We start from the raw sequence: 16,681 nt of genomic DNA, 5'->3' as shown, positions 1-16,681 counted from the left end.
GTCACCGTCACATGTTCGATTCTGCGGGGGTTCATGTGGTCGCCACGGCCTTCACCTCCTCGTCGCGGCGGCCCCCGGACGCTCCGCGTCCAACTCGGCGTCGGATTCCGGCAGTTGCCCGGCGCGCCGCGCAGCACGGGCTGGTGCTGGCCGCTGTTTCGGTGACCGTGCTGTTGTGTGCGACGGCGCTGGCCGCGCTCGCGGCGCTGGCGGGGAGTTCGGTGCAGGCCGGGGCCGTGCGGCGGTTGGCCGAAGATCTTGGCGCGCAGGTCAACGTCAACGCGGCTTACCGGGCCGGGGGGATGGCCGTCGCCGACCGGGATGTGCGGGCCGCCGCGGACCGGGTGTTCGCCGGGGTTCCGCAGCGGACGTACGTGGGGCTGCTCGGTACGTCGCCGGTCTCGGTGACGGGGATCGACGGGGCCACCGGGCCGCCGCGTGGTCCTGGAGGCAGTGGGTTGCACCCGGTCGCGGTGCAACACGCGGGCGGATTCGGGGAGTTGGTGGCCGGGCGGTGGCCTGCCGGTACGGCGGACGCTCCGGCCGGTGCCTTCACCTCGCTGCCCGATGTGCCGGTCGCCACCGGATCCACCGCGCCGGTCGACACGGCGGTGCCGGACGCGCTGGCCAAACGCCTTGATATCAGGCCCGGTTCGAGCCTTCGGGTGCAGGACGCCTTCAACCGCCCGATGACGCTGCGGGTCACCGGGGTCTTCCGGGCGACCGGTGCCGTCGGGTTCTGGCCCGCGATGGCCGGTGACCTGACCGAGGGCGAGACAGCCGACCAGGATCTGCTGGTGGTCTCGGCGTCGGCGCTCAACGGCAGCGCCGTCCTGAACGGCCATCTGACCGCCCACTGGAGCGTGCAGCCGGACCTCTCCCAGCTCGACGCGGACGGTCTCGCCGGGCTGCGCGACCGGCTGCGCGCCTTCTCCGGCAGCCAGAGCGGGGTGTCGGTGTTCGGCGGGCGCCGGCCGTCGTTGGACGACCTGACCGTGGCCTCCGGACTGCCGGGCGCCATCGACGACTTGACGGTCCCGACGGTCGCCGCCCGCTCCTCGCTGTATGTGCCGAGCGTGCTGCTCGCCGTCCTCGCCCTGGCCACCCTGGTGCTGGCCGCCCGCCAGCTCACCGAGCGCCGCCGCGACGAACTCGCCCTCCAACAGGCCCGGGGCGCGGGCACGTTGAGGCTGCTGCGCGGCGCCACGGCCGAGTGGGCGCTCACCGGTGTACCGGCCGCCGTGGCCGCGCCTTTCCTGGCCGGGCTGCTGCACCCCGGCACCCGGGGCGCCGACGCGTGGGCGGCCGTAGGACTGACGCTGCTGGTGCACGCGGCGGCGGTGCTGCTGCCCGTGCTGCCGTCGGCGCGGGCCCGGCAGACGCGCGGCGCGCGGGCCGCCGCGGCCCAACGGCTGGGCGCCGACCTGGCGTTGCTGGCCGTGGCGACGCTGGGGTACCTGGAGCTACGGCGGCACCACTCGCTGATCGCCGACGTCGGCGCCGGCAGCGCGTCCGCGGATCCGGTGCTGGTCCTCGTGCCGACCCTGGTGGCGGGCGCCGCCGCACTGCTGTTGCTCCGGCTGCTGCCGCTGACGTCGCTGCTGCTGGACGCGTTCGAGCGGCGCAGCCGAGGACTCGTACTCGCCCTGGCGGGTTGGCAGTTGAGCCGACGGGCCGCGCGCAACGCGGGGCCGGTGGTACTGATGTGTCTGGCCGTGTCGGTGAGCGCCTTCGCCACCACCGCGCTGGCCTGTCTGGGCGGACTGGCGTCCGAGCAGGCCGCGTTCACCGTCGGCGCGGATGTGCGGATCGACCCGTCGGCGGACGACGGCTACCCCTCCGCCGTGCTGGCCTCCGCCTATCGCGCGCTGCCGGGGGTGACCTCCGTGACGCCGGTGACGCAGGCGACGGTGAACCTGCCCGGCGGCGCCACGGAGAACCTGGTCGGCACGATCGGCGGGCCCGCGCCCCGCACCCCGGCGCCGGTCGTCCCCGGGATACCGCTGCCCGGACGGCCGACCGCGCTGCTGCTGGACGAGCGGCTGAGCAGCGACGGCAACCGTGTGGCGCCGAGCCTGGAGTTGACCGTGCAGGACGCGTCCGGCCTGGTCAGCGTGGTGTCGGCGCAGCTTCCGGCTGCCGACGGGGGCAGGCATACGGTCGCGGTTCCGCTGGATGTGGCGCTGAGCGGCGGCCACCGACGCGCGTATCCACTGACGGTGACCGCGATCGGCGTCCTGCCGCAGCCGAACGTGCGTCCCGCGCGGCTGGACCTGGACCTCATGCGGATCGGCGCGCGCGGCACCGCGGACACCTGGGTCTCTCAACTCCCCGGCGGGCAGGCCTGGTCCGACGGCACGGACCACGCCGCCGACTCCACCGAGGGTGCCTGCAGAGGGAAGTTGACCGACAGCTACAACCCCGGCATGCCCGGGGTGTGCGCGATCACGCCCGGCGGCCCGGCCGTACTCCGGACGACCGTCAGCACCGGCATCCGCCCCTCCCCCGCCGTCTCGGACTCCCTCGGCGGCCTGTCCGACAGCGACTACGCCACGCGGCCCGGCAGCAAGGTACGCCTCGTGGCGGGCCCGGCGGGCGGTCCGGCACCGCTTCCGGTCACCGCCGACGCCTCGACGCTGAGCGCCACCCGCCTGCACCTCGGCAGCACCACGACACTCGACCTGGGCGGCGGCCGGATCACCGCCAAGATCGTGGGCCGCGTCGACTCACCGCCCGGACTGGGCCGCGGGCCGGGCCACTTGATCGCCGACCGGCGTCAACTCGCCACCGCGCTCACCCTGGCCGGTGCCGACCAGCAGGACCCCGCCTTCTGGTGGCTGGGCAGCACCGACAGCGAGCGTACGGCCGCCGCGGCCGAGGCGCAGCCCGCGCTGGGCGGCGTCACCACGACGGCACGCACCGCCGCGTCCTTGCAGGCCGACCCGTTCCGCGCCGGACTGCGCCGGGTCCTGGAACTGGTCCGCTACCTGGCCCCCGGCTTCGCGGTCATCGCCTTCACCGTCCACGCCGTGGTCTCCACCCGCCGACGCCGCAAGGAGTTCGCCCTCCTCCGCGCGATCGGCGTCCGCGCCACCAGCCTGTCCGCGCTCCTGGGCGCCGAACAGGTGGGGCTGGCGCTGTTCGCGGTGGTGCCGGGGGCGTTGATGGGGATGGCGCTGGCGTCGGCGGTTCTGCCCCTGGTCACGGTGGACGACACCGGAGCAGCCCCGTATCCGCCGCTGCCGCAGGTCATTCCCTGGGGGACCGTGACGCTGACGGCGGTGGCAACTGCCTTGGCCATCAGCGTGGTTGTGCTGGGGCTGGCGCGGTTGTTGGCCCGGGTGGATCTGGTGCGGGTGCTGCGGGCGGGGGAGGACCGTTGAGTCGGGGACCGATCGGAGGGGGCGGACGGTGGCCCAACCAGCCTGCGCACACGTGGAGTTGCGGAGACCCGTGGGAGCCGGGCACGACCGGAGAGGCTGGACGGTGACCCAACCGGCAGGCGCAGAACCGATGTTGACGCTACCCAGGGGACCGGGCACGACCGGAAAGGGCGGACAGTGACCCGGACCATGGACACGCCCGAGACGGTGGCACGACCCGCGCGCCCGGGCCCGGCGGTGACGCGACGCCTGATCCGCAAGGAGACGCGCGGTGACCTGCCGATGCTCGCCTGCCTGGCGGTACTTGTCCTCGTACTGACGGCGCTGTGTGCCTGGGCCCCCGCCCTCGCGGGCCGCCAGGAGGACCGGGCGCTACGGCAACGCGTCGACGCGGCGCAGGCCCAGGCCCCCCTCATCAGCCTGAGCACCACACCGGAGATCTTCAACACCTCACCGCCCGCCGTGGACATGGCCACCCTGCTCACCGCCGGCCGCACCCTCACCCAGCCGCTCAGCGGCACAGCCGCACGGCACCTGTCCTTCACCGGCGGCGGCAGCTACGACTACGACCCGGCATCCCTGCTCACACCCCGCTCGCCGGGCCCGGCGAGCACCAGCACCCAACTCACGGTCAGCTACCTGCCGTCCGCGCGGACCCACCTCCGCTACGTCAGCGGTCGCGCGCCCGCCGACCACACCCCGCTGGCCACCACACCCCAGATCGGCCTGTCCCAGGCCACCGCGCGGGCACTGGGCGTCCGGACCGGCAGCCGCCTGAGCCTCGAATTCGCCAAGACGCCCGGGGCACAGAACGCGGCGCCCCAGGCGGAGTTGCTGGTGACCGGGATCTACCGCCCCACGGCCACCACCGACGACTTCTGGACCGGCCGCGAGACCTTGGACCAGCCCTCGCGCTACCCGGCGGAACGCTCCACCGGCACCGTGCTCGCCGTCCGCGGCCTCGTCGGCCGTGACGCCGCCGACCTGCTGGCCGGTGCCGGGGTGGGCGGCCCGCGGGTGACCTGGCAGGTGCGCGCCGATCTGTCCGGGGCCGCGCTCGACCGGGCCCGCGCGCTCACCGGGCCGCTGTCCCACTACGGCGCGGACCTGAGCGCCGCCCTGTGCCAGGGCAGCGACTGGGTCACCGGCGACATCAGCTGCCAGGTCGGCGGCCAGTCCACCCAGTCCCTGCTGGTGACCGACTCCCTGACCCCGCTGCTCACCACGTTCACGGCCCAGGACCAACAGGCCAGAGCCCTCGCGACCTACGCCGTCGACGCCCTCGCCGCGGTCGCGCTGGCCACGGTAGCCGTAGCGGTACGCCTACTCCTGCGCCGGAGACAACCCCACCTGCGGTTGCAGCGCGCGCGGGGCGCGTCCGCCGCGCGGCTGGTGCTGCTGCGCTGTGCCGTGGCCTGGCCGGTGGTGCTGCTCGCCGCGCTGCTCGGCTGGGCGACCGGCCGGGCCCTCGCCCCCACCGGCACCTCCGGCTCACCGCAACCGCTGCCCGCCGCCCTCGTCACCGCGGTGGTGCTGCTGACGGTCCCCCTGATGACCTGGCTCGCGGTCCGCGAACCCCGTCGCCCCGGCCGCCTGCGCCGCACGCGCCGCAGAACCGCCGTGGGCCGACGCGTGGTCCTGGAACTGACGGTGCTGCTCGCGACGGCGGCGGGCGTGCTCGCGCTCCGCTCACAGGGCCCCGACGGAATCCTGGGCGCGGTACCGGTACTGGTGGCTCTGGCCGTCGTACTGATCCTGTTGCGCGTCTACCCGTTCGTGCTCCGCCTGGTGCTACGGCGGACCCGTCGTGGCCGGGGCGTGGTGGGCTTCGTCGGCGCGGCCCGCGCCGCGCACGACGCCCCGGCGACCGGACTCGCCCTGTTCGTCCTGGTGTTGACGCTGGGCACGGCGGTGTTCGGGGGCCTGGTGCAGCGTACGGTCGACGACGGGCTGGCCACGGGGGCGGCGTGGACCACCGGCGCGGACGCGAGCGCGGCGGTGGCGGGGATCGTGACACCGGCAGGGGGTACGGGCGGGACCGTGGCTCCCGCCGAAATACGCACCGCCGTCCAACACCTACGCACCCTCGACCTCGCGGGACAGACCGACGGCGCGGCGATCCCCCAGGTCGCCGTGATCACCGTGGACCCCCGCCAACTCGCCGCCGTAGCACCGAAGTCACCCCTGGCCGCCGCCCTGCTGCCCGGTCTGACCACCCCGGAGGGAACCCGCACCAGCGCGAGCACCCCGCTCCCGTCCTTCCTCTCCCCCGGCCTCTGGGGGAGCGAGCGAACCGGCGGCTTCACCACCACGATCGTGACCCAGGGGCAACCGCCGGTGAACCTGACCCTCAAACCGGTAGGCACCCTCACCCCCGCGGAGCTGCGCGACCCCCTCCTCGGCCCGATCACGGCGCAGCTCCCGGCCGGAACACCGATGCTGATCACCACCGCCACCGCCGACCACCTGCTGCCCCAACAGGCCTCGGGCAGCACGGTGTTGCTCCTCAAGGGCGACGGCTCCACCACCCCCAGCCCCACGGCACTGCGTTCGGCGGCAGCCAAAGCGCTCGGCCCGCTGGCCCGGATCCGCGTCCGTTCCGAGACCCTGAACACCCTGCGCGCGGACGGCCTGACGCAGGGCCTCGGCACGATCTACGCGACCAGTTCGATCCTGGCCGCACTGTCCGGCCTGCTCGCGCTCGCCCTGGAGCTGACCCTCACCTCCCACGAACGCGGCCGCACCACCTCGTTCCTGCGCACACTCGGCCTCGGCGGCAGGGAGGCCGGGGCGATCCACTTCCTCCAACTCCTGCCGCTGGCGGTGGCCTCAGCGGTGGGCGGCACCCTGCTCGGCCTGCTCGAACCCCGGCTCCTGGCAGGGACGTTGGACCTACGCCAGTTCACCGGCGGCCCGGCCCAGCCGACCCTGCACACCGACTACTCCCTGACCCTCGCCCTCGTCGCCGGCGTGACCACCCTGATCCTGACGGCCGCGGCGACCGAGACTGTGCTCGCGCGCAGGCGACGCTTGGGGGCTGTACTACGCCTCACGTGAAGATCGCGCATGTGAACACGGCAGCTCGTGGATCCGCGCTCGCGCTCGGGATTCAAGCGGTGAACAGCCAGTCCGCTCGGTCGGGCCGCCCACTGGTCTGCCGCCGGCGCGGCACGTCCGAGGTTCAGACTTTCAGGGCTTCCCGTCCCGAAGGAGGGTTCAGTTCCGCAGGCCACGATCCATCACGGTGATTGATGTCACCACGACTTGGCACGCCTACTCGTTGGTACACCTGAGGAATCGACTCGGGCGGGTGGATCACAGGCTGTAAGGTGTGGCGCAACTCGACTGCTCCCCGGCCTCGTTCGCCTCGGCTGGGTACCGAGGCGTCAGTGATGCCACAAGGCAGGCTGACAACACCCCGGGTAGGGAGTTGAGTTGCGATGAGCGGTAGTCGCAAGGAGCGCAAGAGGAAGAAGCGGGAACCCGACTGGTGGATCCCGATCCTCCTGGCGGTCCTGTCGACGATTGCAGCGGTCGCAGGATGCGTTAGTCAGGTAGCTGCCCGCTAGTCGGGCCAGCGGCTCGGCCGTAGTGCTCGTCAGGCGAGTGCGACCGAATGGTGGACGGTCGAACCCACCTGACGCAGAAACGCTCCGAGCGAGGCCCGGTTCGGATGCCAGTCCGTGCCGGGCCTTCGTTCTTGAAGCGCGAGCACTTGTCCTCCGGGCATCATGGAAGCCCACGAGGTATCTGAGCTTGGATACTAAGATTCGCCGATCCGCATTGCAAGCTTTAAGAGTCACCGTGAGAGTGCGACTCCGCTTGTGAAGTGCCTGGTCAGATGGGGGGCGGCCGAATCATTGATCTTGAACGTATAATCTCGTTTGACAAATTGACAGCTGTCAACCGTTGCCTGATTTGTAGCCAATGGGACGGCTTGAGGTGTGGCTAATTCGTCGGGGCGCCGGGCCCACTGATCCTCAACCCAATGCCGTCCTAAGCGCCCGCCAACCAACTACGGGGCCGGCAATCGCGAACGGCGCCCCGTCCGTCCTGGAGCCTGAGCACCCCCGGCGGAGGCATGTCGTTGATCTCCCCTCAGGTACTGCGGTTGACCTCTGCGGTACATGCGCCGGGCCGATGACGCCTGAACCTGAGGGCATCTTCAGGCGGCGCGAGCCGAAGGCAGGAACGGAGCCCCGAGGCCCGTACGCGCACAGGCCGGCGGTGCAAGGCCAGTGGGGTGTGATCTCGTAGCGGCGGATGGAAGACGATTGCAACGCGTCGAGGAGCGTGTAACAGCCCTGGACGGCCTCCGAGTTGATGACCGGAGCCTTCCTGCCGTCGGCGGGAGTTGGCCCCATCGCGATGACGCGTCGTCGTCGACAGGGGTGGGAACCCCCGGCTCAGTGGTCAAGCAGCGGAAGCACCATGGGCACGACCGGCTCCGTGTGACCACCGCGGGAGGCGACACCGTTGCCTGGTACGACGCCGAGTCCAGCCATCTCAAAGTGCTTCAGGCGTCGTACCCAGATCGAGCGTTGGACGCCCTGGCACCTCACGTGACGGCCCCCCATGCCGTGAACCGGCCCGGTGGCTTTCCTCTTCCTCGACTGGATCGAGCACCAACCTGTCCACAACTCCCGCGTCCGGGTGGGCGACAGCGCGATGAAAGCGAACGGCGGTCGAGGGCACCTGTACGTCCGTAGCAGCCGCCCTGAAGGCAGCAGGGCGGCAGCAGGGCCTGCGCCTTCCTCACGAAGGTGGCTCCGGCGCTGGTCTTCGTTTTCGTGGCCGACATCGTGGTTGCCCAGTCCCTTGGTGACGAAAAAAGTGATCAGGGGTAGAGAGATCCCGTCGTTCCGGCGGCAAGCAGGCGTGCTCGGGCTGAAGGAGATCGGGTTCGTCCCTGCCGTCGCTCGCGATGGTCGAACCCGGCTCAGCTCATGTTCGAAGCGGACGGGCCCTGGCGTCGCGTGCCCGGCCGGACACGGTGGCCCGAGAAGCTTGCTTCTGCTGAAGCTCGTACAAGGTTCGCGTCGTCGCCGATCGCACTTCTGGCGATTGCCGGTGCGGAAGTCTGGGACAGCGGTGACGATCGGCCAGAGACTCCGTGCGCGGAGGCTCTACGCGCGAGGCCGCCGCGCGAACCCCCTACCGCATACCCTCGGCATGCCGGCCGCCGCTCGCCGGTTCCTCCGCAGCCTCCGTACCCTCCGCCTCGGACCTCGCCCGCCGAGCCGCCTCGTCGGGCCACACGCCGATGTGATCGCTCTCCAGGGCCAGCCGCACCCGCTTGCGCAGATGCAGCCGCTCGGTGAACTCGCTCGGGAGTTGGAGCCGGCCGCTGGCGTCCAGTACCGCGTACTCCTCGGCGGTGAGCACCTCGACGCCGTCCTCGTCGGTGGCGACCCGGCGCAACACCTCGGTGGACGTACGGCCGTTGCGGATCCGTACCGTCCGCTGGACCTGCTCGGACACCAACGCGTCGTGGGTCACCACGATCACGGTGACGCCCAGTTCCTCGTTGGCCCGGCGCAGCGCGGCGAAGACCTCGTCGCTGGTGGCGGTGTCGAGTTCGCCGGTGGGTTCGTCGGCGAACAGCACCCGGGGCTCGTTGGCGTTGGCCACGGCGACCGCGACCCGCTGTTGCTCGCCGCCGGAGAGGGTGTCGGGCGTACGGTCCCGGCAGTGGCCGACGGACAGCAGGTCCAGCAACTCCTCGGCGCGCGCCCGGCGTTGGGAACGCTTGATGCCGGTGTACGTCATCGGGAGCATCACGTTCTCGGCCGCCGAGAGGTACGGCAGGAGGTTGCGGGAGGTCTGCTGCCAGACGAAACCCACCGTCCCGCGACGGTAGTCGAGGCGTTCGCGGCGCTTCATCGCCAGCAGGTCGTGTCCGGCGACCTCGGCCGCACCCGCAGTCGGTACGTCCTGGCCGGAGAGTATGCCGAGCAGGGTGGACTTGCCGGAGCCGGACGCCCCGATCACCGCGATCATCTCGCCCTGGGCCACGGCCAGATCGAGCCCCTGGAGGGCCTGCACCTCGACGCCCTCGGTCTGGTAGATCCGCACCAGGTTCTCGCAGACGACCAGCCCCTCCTCGCGCCGCGGCACCGCGGCCGCTATGGCCCGCCGCCGCAGCTCGGCCAAGTCCGGTGCCCCGGTGGGCTGTTGGTGAACTGCCACACGGTCCCCCGAGGAGATGAGAGGAGAGGAGAGGAGATGGAATGACGCTTGCTGATGTGGACGCGGATAACGATGTCGAACGGTCGCCAAGGTGGCGCGGAAGCCTCACCGACCCTGCGCCGCCCGTACCCGTCAGCCGTCCTCGACGATCCGTCCGTCACGGAGTTCGAGCACCCGGTCGGCCAGCGCGAGCAGTTGGGTGTCGTGCGTGGCGACGAGCGCGGTGACCGACTCGCTGCGGACGACCGCACGCAGCAGGTCCATCACGGTGAGACCGGTGTCCGCGTCGAGCTGGCCGGTGGGTTCGTCGGCGATGATCAGGGCCGGGTTGTTGGCGAGCGCGCGGGCGATCGCGACCCGCTGCTGCTGACCGCCGGACAGCTCACCGGGACGCTGGTCCGCGTGGTCGGAGAGGCCGACCAGGGACAGCAACAGCTCGACGCGGGCCTCGCGTTCACGGGCCGGGACCTTCCGCAGGCGCAACGGCACCCCGACGTTCTCGGCGGCCGTCAGGATCGGGATGAGCCCGAAGGACTGGAAGACGAACCCGATACGGTCCCGGCGCAGCGCCAGCAACTCGTCATCGCCGAGCCCGGCCAGGTCCGTACCCTCCAGGGTGATCCGGCCGCCGTCCGGAGTGTCCAGCCCGCCGACGAGATTGAGCACGGTCGTCTTCCCGGACCCGGAACGCCCCCGCAGCGCGACGAGTTCACCGCGCGGCACGCTGAAGGAGACCCCGCGCAGGGCATGGACAGCCGTGTCACCACTGCCATAGGTGCGGCGCAGATCCTCGACCACCACCATCGCGCCGCCCGCCGCCGCCCCGGCCTCCGCGACCGCGCCACGCCCACCGAACTGCTCGCTCACACGCCCTCCCCCAGCTCGCCCCGGTCCTGCAACCGCACCGTACGGTACGCCGACCGCCCAAGTCCCGGTTCCCGCAAGGCGGAACGCCCCCTGCCTATCCGGCGGCCCCGCCCGCCAGCTGCTCCACCGTCGTGACCGTCTGGTCGACGATCGTGTCGTAGAGGCGGGCATGGGCCGCGGGCAGACCGGCGAGGAGGGGGCGCAGGACGTCCGTCGCGGGGTCGGGGCCGGGGGCGTCGTCGAGCAGGGCCGTCATCTCCTCGTCGGGCCTGCGGTAGCCGTCGTAGACGACGTGGCCGAGCATCGTGGAGCAGATGAGCGCCACGGCGAGGGCGAGGTCCTCGGCGGAGAGGCCGGCCGGGGTGAGGATCTCGCGCAGCCGGGTGAGGCTGGGGAGCCAGGCGGGGTGCCGGGTGGTCGTCATGTAGGGCATGAGCTGCGGGTAGGGGCGGAGGTTGGCGTGGCCCGCCCGCATCCAGGCGCGGAGGCGGTCCGGCCAGGGGCCGTCGGCGATGGGGGCGCGCTCCATGACCTCCAGGACGTGGTCGGCGGTGGCCTGGAGGAGGGCGTCGCGGTCCGGGAAGTAGCGGTAGAGGGCCATGGGGGCGGCGCCGACGACGTCCGCCACGCCCTTGATGGTGAGGGAGACGGCGGGTTCGGCGAGCAGTACCCCGACCGCGCCCTCGATGATCCGCTCCCGCGACAGCCGGGGCGGGCGCCCCCTGCCCCGGCGGCCGGAACCCGTCGCCACCTGCGTCATCCGCTGTGCCTCTCCGTCCGCGACAGCCGTGCCCGGACAGGGGAAGGCTACCGCTCCGGCAGTTCCCGATCCTGTCTCCGTCTATTTTGTGTATGCCATACGAAAAACATGCCAGACTCGTTTCGTTCAGCCTCGTGTCGTACGCACCAGCACGCATCAGCCGGAGGCTTCGCCATGTCCGCGTCCAACTCCCCCGCCCCGCCCGTTCCCGTCGAGGGGGTCGGTCCGTCCCGCTCCGGCGCTGTCGTCTGGGTCCTGGCCCTCGGCGGGATCACCGTCTCGCTGATGCAGACGCTGATCATCCCGATCGTGCCGGAACTCCCCAAGCTGCTGAACTCCTCGCCGTCCGACGCCACTTGGGCGATCACCGCGACCCTGCTCGCCGGTGCCGTCGCCAACCCGGTCGTGGGGCGGCTCGGGGACATGTACGGCAAGCGGCGGATGCTGCTGCTCAGCCTGGTGCTGCTGATCGTCGGGTCCGTGATCGGCGCGCTCAGCGACTCGCTCGTGCCGATGATCGTCGGGCGGACCTTCCAGGGCGTCTCGATGGCCGTCATCCCGCTCGGCATCAGCATCATGCGCGACGAACTCCCCCCGGAGCGGCTGGGATCGGCGACCGCGCTGATGAGCGCGTCGCTGGGCGTGGGCGGTGCGCTCGGGCTGCCGACGGCCGCGTTCATCGCCGAGAAGGCGGACTGGCACGTGCTGTTCTGGACGGCGGCGGTGCTCGGCGCCGTCGTGGCCGCGCTCGTCGTGACCCTCGTACCGGAGTCGGCGGTGCGCAGCGGCGGCCGGTTCGACGTGGTGGGCGGCGTCGGGATGTCCATCGGTCTGGTGTGTCTGCTGCTCGCCATCTCCAAGGGCGCGGACTGGGGTTGGGGCAGCGGCACGACAACCGGGCTGTTCGCCATGGCGGTTGTGGTCCTGCTGGTGTGGGGCTGGTGGGAGCTGCGTACCGTACGGCCGCTGGTCGATCTGCGCACCACCGTGCGCCGCCAGGTCCTGCTCACCAACCTCGCGTCCGTGGTGTTCGGCTTCGCCATGTTCGCGATGTCGCTGGCCGTACCGCAGTTGCTCCAACTCCCCACCCTCACCGGCTACGGCCTCGGCCAGACCGTGCTCGCGGCCGGGCTCGCGCTCGGCCCGTCCGGTCTGGTGATGATGGCGACCGCACCGCTCTCCGCCCGGATCTCGGCGACGGCCGGACCCAAGGTCACCCTGATGCTGGGCGCGCTCATCGTGGCCGCCGGTTATGGCCTGGGGGTGGTCATGATGGCCGCGGTCTGGCAGGTCGTGGTGGTGTGCTGTGTGATCTCGGCGGGTGTCGGTTTCGCCTACGGCGCGATGCCCGCGCTCATCATGGGCGCCGTGCCGCTGTCCGAGACAGCCGCCGCGAACAGCCTCAACAGCCTGATGCGGTCCATCGGTACGTCCGCCTCCAGCGCCGTCGCCGGGGTCGTCCTGGCCCACATGACGACGAGCTTCGGCTCCCTCACCGTCCCCTCCCACAACGGCTTCCGCGTGATCATGGGCATCGGTTCGGCGGCGTCCCTGGCGGCCCTGGTGCTGGCCGCGTTCCTGCCGGGACGGCGGGTCCCGGCGGACCCGGGGGTGCCCGCGGCGGCCAACGAGGCGGCGGGAGTACGGAGTTAGACACTGCGGGCGGGGTCCCGGTACCCCGCCCGCGTCCCGTACGCCGGCTACGACAGCTGCGTCTGCACCTGGGCCGAGATCAGCTCCAGGTGGTCCAGGTCGGCGAGGTCGAGGACCTGGAGGTAGATGCGCTCGGCGCCGATCTCGGCGTAGCGGCCGATCTTCTCGACGACCTCGGCCGGGGTGCCCGCCAGGCCGTTCTCCTTGAGCTCGTCGACCTCGCGGCCGATCACGGCGGCGCGGCGGGCGACCTCCTGGTCGTCCTTGCCGACGCAGACGACGAGGGCGTTGGAGTAGGTGAGGTCGTCGGCCTTGCGGCCGGCGGCCTCGGCGGCGGCGCGGACCCGGCCGAACTGCTGGGCGCTGTCCTCGATCGAGGCGAACGGCATGTTGAACTCGTCGGCGAACCGCGCGGTCAGCTTGGGCGTGCGGATCGCGCCGTGGCCGCCGATCAGCACGGGGATCTTCGCCTGCGTCGGCTTGGGCAGCGCGGGCGAGTCGGTCAGGTCGTAGTGCGTGCCGTGGAAGTCGAAGGTGTCGCCGGGCTTGGTCGCCCACAGGCCGGTGACGATCGCGAGCTGCTCCTCCAGGCGCGCGAACTTCTCCTTCGGGAACGGGATGCCGTACGCCGTGTGTTCCTGCTCGAACCAGCCCGCGCCCAGGCCGAGTTCGACCCGGCCGCCCGACATCTGGTCGACCTGCGCGACCTGGATGGCGAGGACGCCGGGGAGGCGGAAGGTGCCGGCCGTCATCAGGGTGCCCAGGCGGATGCGCTTGGTCTCACGGGCGAGTCCGGCCAGGGTGATCCAGGCGTCGGTGGGACCGGGGAGCCCGTCGCCCGAGCCCATGCTCAGGTAGTGGTCGGAGCGGAAGAAGGCGTCGAAGCCGAGGTCCTCGGTGGCCTTGGCCACGGCGAGCAAGGTGTCGTAGGTCGCCCCCTGCTGGGGCTCGGTGAAGATGCGCAGATCCATGGTTCCATCCTGCACGCTCGGGTCCCGGTCAACCCCATCGGTCCCTTCGGCCCATCTCGTGCCCGGTCGGGTGAAATTGCGTCAACCGTGCGCCCGGGGGGCGCCCGCGCCAGTGACCGGCCCCGTCGATGATCGTTGGCTCGGGCGGAGCCGGACCGCCCGGATTCCCGCCTCCTCCTCGCCGGGGAGGCCACGGGCCGAGGAGGCCGTCATGTCCGAAGAAGCCGTGCCGCAGCAGGGTGGACCTGCGCAACCCAAGGGGTTGTTGCAGCAGATGGAGGAACTGATGGCGTCCCTGAACGCCGACCTCTCCGCCCTGGACGCGGACCTGCAGTCGACGTCGATGGACAACACGGACGCGTGAAGCGCCCCTAAAGGGGCGCGGGGAACTGCGCGACCAGCCACGACGGCGTCGCGCAGACCCCACGAACCGCAACCACGAGGTCACCCCGCTTCACGCTCCGGTACCGCCTGCTCCCGGTCCGCCAGTCTTCGGAGCATCTCCAGCACCCGGTCCCGGGACTCGTCCGCCGCGTCGATCGCCTCCATGCACTGCCAGTACGTCCCCTCGTCGTCCGCCGCGCAGGCGATGCCCACGAGGGCGATACCGACCTCCCCGAGCAGACCGCCCAGGCACAGCAGGGCGAGGCGCGCGTCACCCAACTCCGTCAGCTGGGCCGCGCGTAAGTCCTCGACGGCCAGCACCGGGGTGTCCAGCACTCCGCAGCCCCGGCCCGCCAACTCGGTCAACCCCAGTGCCTCGCCCCGGAGTTCGGGCGGGCCGAAGACCGCGAGGCGGCTGCCTATCGCCTGGGCGAGAGCCTGCGCCTGCCACACCTCCGTCATGGTCTCCGGCACACCGCCGCTTCCGGCCAGGGCGCGCCTGCTCGTCACGATGAGCCGCATCGCGTCCATGCGCTGCCCCCGTCATATCCCGACGTGCTGTTCGCACGTCCGCCCGAACTCCCTTGTCCACTACCCAGAGTGAGAGTCCCTGAGACGAAAAGCCAGAGGAAGGCGGAAATCTGTGGACAACAAATCGGTTGCGGACAGATGAATGACTCCGGAGAGTGAAAATGGACGCGCGGACTCCCCCAATCGATCGCCTACGACGGGGACTTGTCGGCTACGGCGCCGGAAACCTGCCCTCGTTCCGGTCGATCTTCGCGTCCAGCGCCGCGAGCGGATCGACGCCGAGGACCTCGCACAGCTGGAGCAAGTACGCGAGGACGTCGGCGACTTCGTCCCGCACCCGGTGCGCGCTCTCCGGGTCGTCCATCACCCGCGCCGACTGCTCGGGGGTCAACCACTGGAAGATCTCGACGAGTTCGGAGGCCTCCACACTGAGCGCGGAGACGAGGTTCTTGGGGGTGTGGTACTGCTGCCAGTTCCGCGCGGCCGCGAACTCGGCCAGTCTGCGCTGCAGTTTCGCCACGTCGAGATGTTCTGTCACGGCTCAAGGTCTACCACTGTGACCCCGTCGATCCGAGAGGCCCAGGACGCGTCGCTCACCGCGCCGACCAGCCGGATGTGCCCGCGCTCGCACATCCGCGCCGCGAGCCGCAGCAGTTCGGCCCGCTGCCGTACGTCCACTCCGCGGTCGAGGCCGTCGGCGAGGACGGTCAGGGTCTGCATCGCGGCCGGGACCTCGCCGGGCGGGTCGACCTCCAGGACGCCGGGGCCGGTGAGCAGCACCAACGCCAGGGCCGCGTACCGGAGTTCACCGTCACCGAGCCGTTCGAAGCCGGTGCGCGGACCGTCACCCCGGTCGAGGACCGCGCGGAGCATGCCGTCGGCCAGCGGTTCCGCGAGGATGTCCACCACGGGTCCGGCGCAGCCCGTCCGCACCGCCGTGACGAGCTGCCCGTGGCGTCGCCCGCACTCGGACCGGGTGCGCCACAGCACGTCGGCGAGGTTCCCGCAGTCCCGCAGCAGCCGCCCGTCACCGATCGGCACGGCAGCACGCATCCGCTCGGGGGCCGGATCGCAGGCGAAGACGGAGCGCAGGGCGACCACCATCTGCTCGGCGGCGGCGAGGACTTGGCGCTGCCCGTCCGTCTTCCCGGCGACGCGCAACGGCAGCAGGGCGGTGCCGAGCCGGTCGTCCGGCAGGGGTGCGCGGGTGACCGGCGACGAGCCCGCCGTATGCCAGGCGGCCTGCACCGAGCGGCGGGACGGATCGCGCAGCGCGGTCTCCAGCAGGACCAGCCCGCCCGACGTCAACCGCTCGCCCACGATGCGCAGTTCGGGCTCGGCCTGGACGGCGACGTCGAGCCGTACCGGACCCTCGGGCCCGTCCGCCGTACAGCCGATCCTGAATCCGCGTCGGCGCTGGGCGTCGGGCCGGGCCCGCTCCGGGACGCAGGCGACGGGGTCCGGGAACACCTCGCCGACCGCACTCCCGGCGCCGAGCCGCGCGAGTGCCTCGTAGGCCCGCAGCGCACTTGTCTTGCCGCAGCCGCTGGGCCCGGTGAAGAGGGTGAGGGAGCCGAGCGGGAATCCGGCGCCCCGGTGCGTGGCGAAGGCCGACAGCCGCAGCTCGGTGAGGTGCGGCCGGTCGGGGTGCGCCTCGATGCGCACGGGGCCGGTCGGCTCGGGCGTCCGCGACGACGGCGGGGCGACGGCGGCCGACGGCTCGGGCCGACCCCGGGGCGAGGTCGCTTCGGGTGATCGCCCCTGCGGTGGCACGGACTCGGACGACCGGGAGGACACGGGCGGCGTGGAGAACCGGGAGGAGCCGGACGACTGGGGCGACTGTGCTGACACGGTCATATCCGGACCGTAGGCCTCCGCCGTCAGGCGAACCGTTCCGCCCCGGGGACCTTCCTACGATCGAGGGACCGGCCCAGCGCCCTCGC

11 protein-coding genes are annotated in these 16,681 nt (G+C 71.8%); 4 read left to right on the top strand and 7 right to left on the bottom strand.

Features of this window, described 5'->3' with window-relative positions; genetic code table 11:
• Positions 1–11 precede the first annotated feature (11 nt).
• Together R2B38_RS32065 and R2B38_RS32060 are read left to right on the top strand one after the other, a co-directional pair.
• Positions 12–3,383 carry an ABC transporter permease gene (locus tag R2B38_RS32065; protein WP_318019319.1) on the top strand — a complete coding sequence of 1,124 codons (3,372 nt, stop codon included), beginning with the start codon at positions 12–14 and terminating at the stop codon, positions 3,381–3,383.
• Positions 3,384–3,572: 189 nt separating this feature from the next.
• The gene (locus tag R2B38_RS32060) at positions 3,573–6,440 is read left to right on the top strand and encodes a hypothetical protein (RefSeq protein WP_318019318.1); all 2,868 of its coding nucleotides are present in this window, start codon (positions 3,573–3,575) and stop codon (positions 6,438–6,440) included.
• Positions 6,441–8,537: 2,097 nt separating this feature from the next.
• On the opposite strand, the gene R2B38_RS32055 is transcribed toward R2B38_RS32060, so the two are convergent.
• The 3 genes from R2B38_RS32055 to R2B38_RS32045 form a co-directional block, all read right to left on the bottom strand.
• Positions 8,538–9,536, bottom strand: a complete 999-nt coding sequence (locus R2B38_RS32055; RefSeq protein ID WP_318021851.1) for an ABC transporter ATP-binding protein — start codon at positions 9,534–9,536, stop codon at positions 8,538–8,540.
• Positions 9,537–9,704: 168 nt separating this feature from the next.
• Positions 9,705–10,376: an ABC transporter ATP-binding protein gene (locus tag R2B38_RS32050; RefSeq protein ID WP_318021850.1), complete on the bottom strand. Its 672-nt coding sequence runs from the start codon at positions 10,374–10,376 to the stop codon at positions 9,705–9,707.
• Between the two features lie 157 nt (positions 10,377–10,533).
• On the bottom strand, positions 10,534–11,199 hold the full coding sequence (locus R2B38_RS32045) for a TetR/AcrR family transcriptional regulator (RefSeq protein WP_318019317.1): 666 nt from the start codon (positions 11,197–11,199) through the stop codon (positions 10,534–10,536).
• Positions 11,200–11,373: 174 nt separating this feature from the next.
• Here R2B38_RS32045 and R2B38_RS32040 point away from each other — a divergent pair, with 174 nt between their 5' ends.
• Complete coding sequence (locus R2B38_RS32040) at positions 11,374–12,852, top strand: MFS transporter (RefSeq protein ID WP_318019316.1); 1,479 nt, start codon at positions 11,374–11,376, stop codon at positions 12,850–12,852.
• A 47-nt stretch (positions 12,853–12,899) separates the two neighbouring features.
• Here the strand turns inward: R2B38_RS32040 and R2B38_RS32035 are convergent, their stop codons facing one another.
• Complete coding sequence (locus tag R2B38_RS32035; RefSeq protein WP_318019315.1) at positions 12,900–13,823, bottom strand: LLM class F420-dependent oxidoreductase; 924 nt, start codon at positions 13,821–13,823, stop codon at positions 12,900–12,902.
• A 211-nt stretch (positions 13,824–14,034) separates the two neighbouring features.
• Between R2B38_RS32035 and R2B38_RS32030 the strand changes: the two genes are divergently transcribed.
• On the top strand, positions 14,035–14,187 hold the full coding sequence (locus tag R2B38_RS32030; RefSeq protein WP_318019314.1) for a hypothetical protein: 153 nt from the start codon (positions 14,035–14,037) through the stop codon (positions 14,185–14,187).
• Positions 14,188–14,267: 80 nt separating this feature from the next.
• Here the strand turns inward: R2B38_RS32030 and R2B38_RS32025 are convergent, their stop codons facing one another.
• From R2B38_RS32025 to R2B38_RS32015, 3 genes are all read right to left on the bottom strand, one after another.
• Entirely contained in the window at positions 14,268–14,738 is a 471-nt protein-coding gene (locus tag R2B38_RS32025) for a DUF6099 family protein (RefSeq protein WP_033283914.1), read from the bottom strand.
• Positions 14,739–14,949: 211 nt separating this feature from the next.
• Positions 14,950–15,276 carry a nucleotide pyrophosphohydrolase gene (locus tag R2B38_RS32020; RefSeq protein WP_033283915.1) on the bottom strand — a complete coding sequence of 109 codons (327 nt, stop codon included), beginning with the start codon at positions 15,274–15,276 and terminating at the stop codon, positions 14,950–14,952.
• Positions 15,273–16,595 (bottom strand): ATP-binding protein, encoded by a 1,323-nt coding sequence (locus R2B38_RS32015; RefSeq protein WP_318019313.1) that lies wholly within the window; start codon positions 16,593–16,595, stop codon positions 15,273–15,275. The genes R2B38_RS32020 and R2B38_RS32015 overlap by 4 nt, the downstream gene beginning before the upstream one ends.
• Positions 16,596–16,681: the final 86 nt, after the last annotated feature.

The organism is Streptomyces sp. N50 (genome assembly GCF_033335955.1).
GTDB lineage: Bacteria > Actinomycetota > Actinomycetes > Streptomycetales > Streptomycetaceae > Streptomyces.
This window is presented reverse-complemented; position numbering and strand designations above follow the sequence as displayed.

Excerpts from the sequence above, each read along its gene's own strand:
- R2B38_RS32065 (WP_318019319.1), top strand. The coding sequence starts at position 12 with ATGTTCGATTCTGCGGGGGTTCATGTGGTCGCCACGGCCTTCACCTCC.
- R2B38_RS32060 (WP_318019318.1), top strand. The coding sequence starts at position 3,573 with ATGGACACGCCCGAGACGGTGGCACGACCCGCGCGCCCGGGCCCGGCG.
- R2B38_RS32050 (WP_318021850.1), bottom strand. The coding sequence starts at position 10,376 with ATGGTGGTGGTCGAGGATCTGCGCCGCACCTATGGCAGTGGTGACACG.
- R2B38_RS32045 (WP_318019317.1), bottom strand. The coding sequence starts at position 11,199 with ATGACGCAGGTGGCGACGGGTTCCGGCCGCCGGGGCAGGGGGCGCCCG.
- R2B38_RS32040 (WP_318019316.1), top strand. The coding sequence starts at position 11,374 with ATGTCCGCGTCCAACTCCCCCGCCCCGCCCGTTCCCGTCGAGGGGGTC.
- R2B38_RS32035 (WP_318019315.1), bottom strand. The coding sequence starts at position 13,823 with ATGGATCTGCGCATCTTCACCGAGCCCCAGCAGGGGGCGACCTACGAC.
- R2B38_RS32030 (WP_318019314.1), top strand. The coding sequence starts at position 14,035 with ATGTCCGAAGAAGCCGTGCCGCAGCAGGGTGGACCTGCGCAACCCAAG.
- R2B38_RS32025 (WP_033283914.1), bottom strand. The coding sequence starts at position 14,738 with ATGGACGCGATGCGGCTCATCGTGACGAGCAGGCGCGCCCTGGCCGGA.
- R2B38_RS32015 (WP_318019313.1), bottom strand. The coding sequence starts at position 16,595 with ATGACCGTGTCAGCACAGTCGCCCCAGTCGTCCGGCTCCTCCCGGTTC.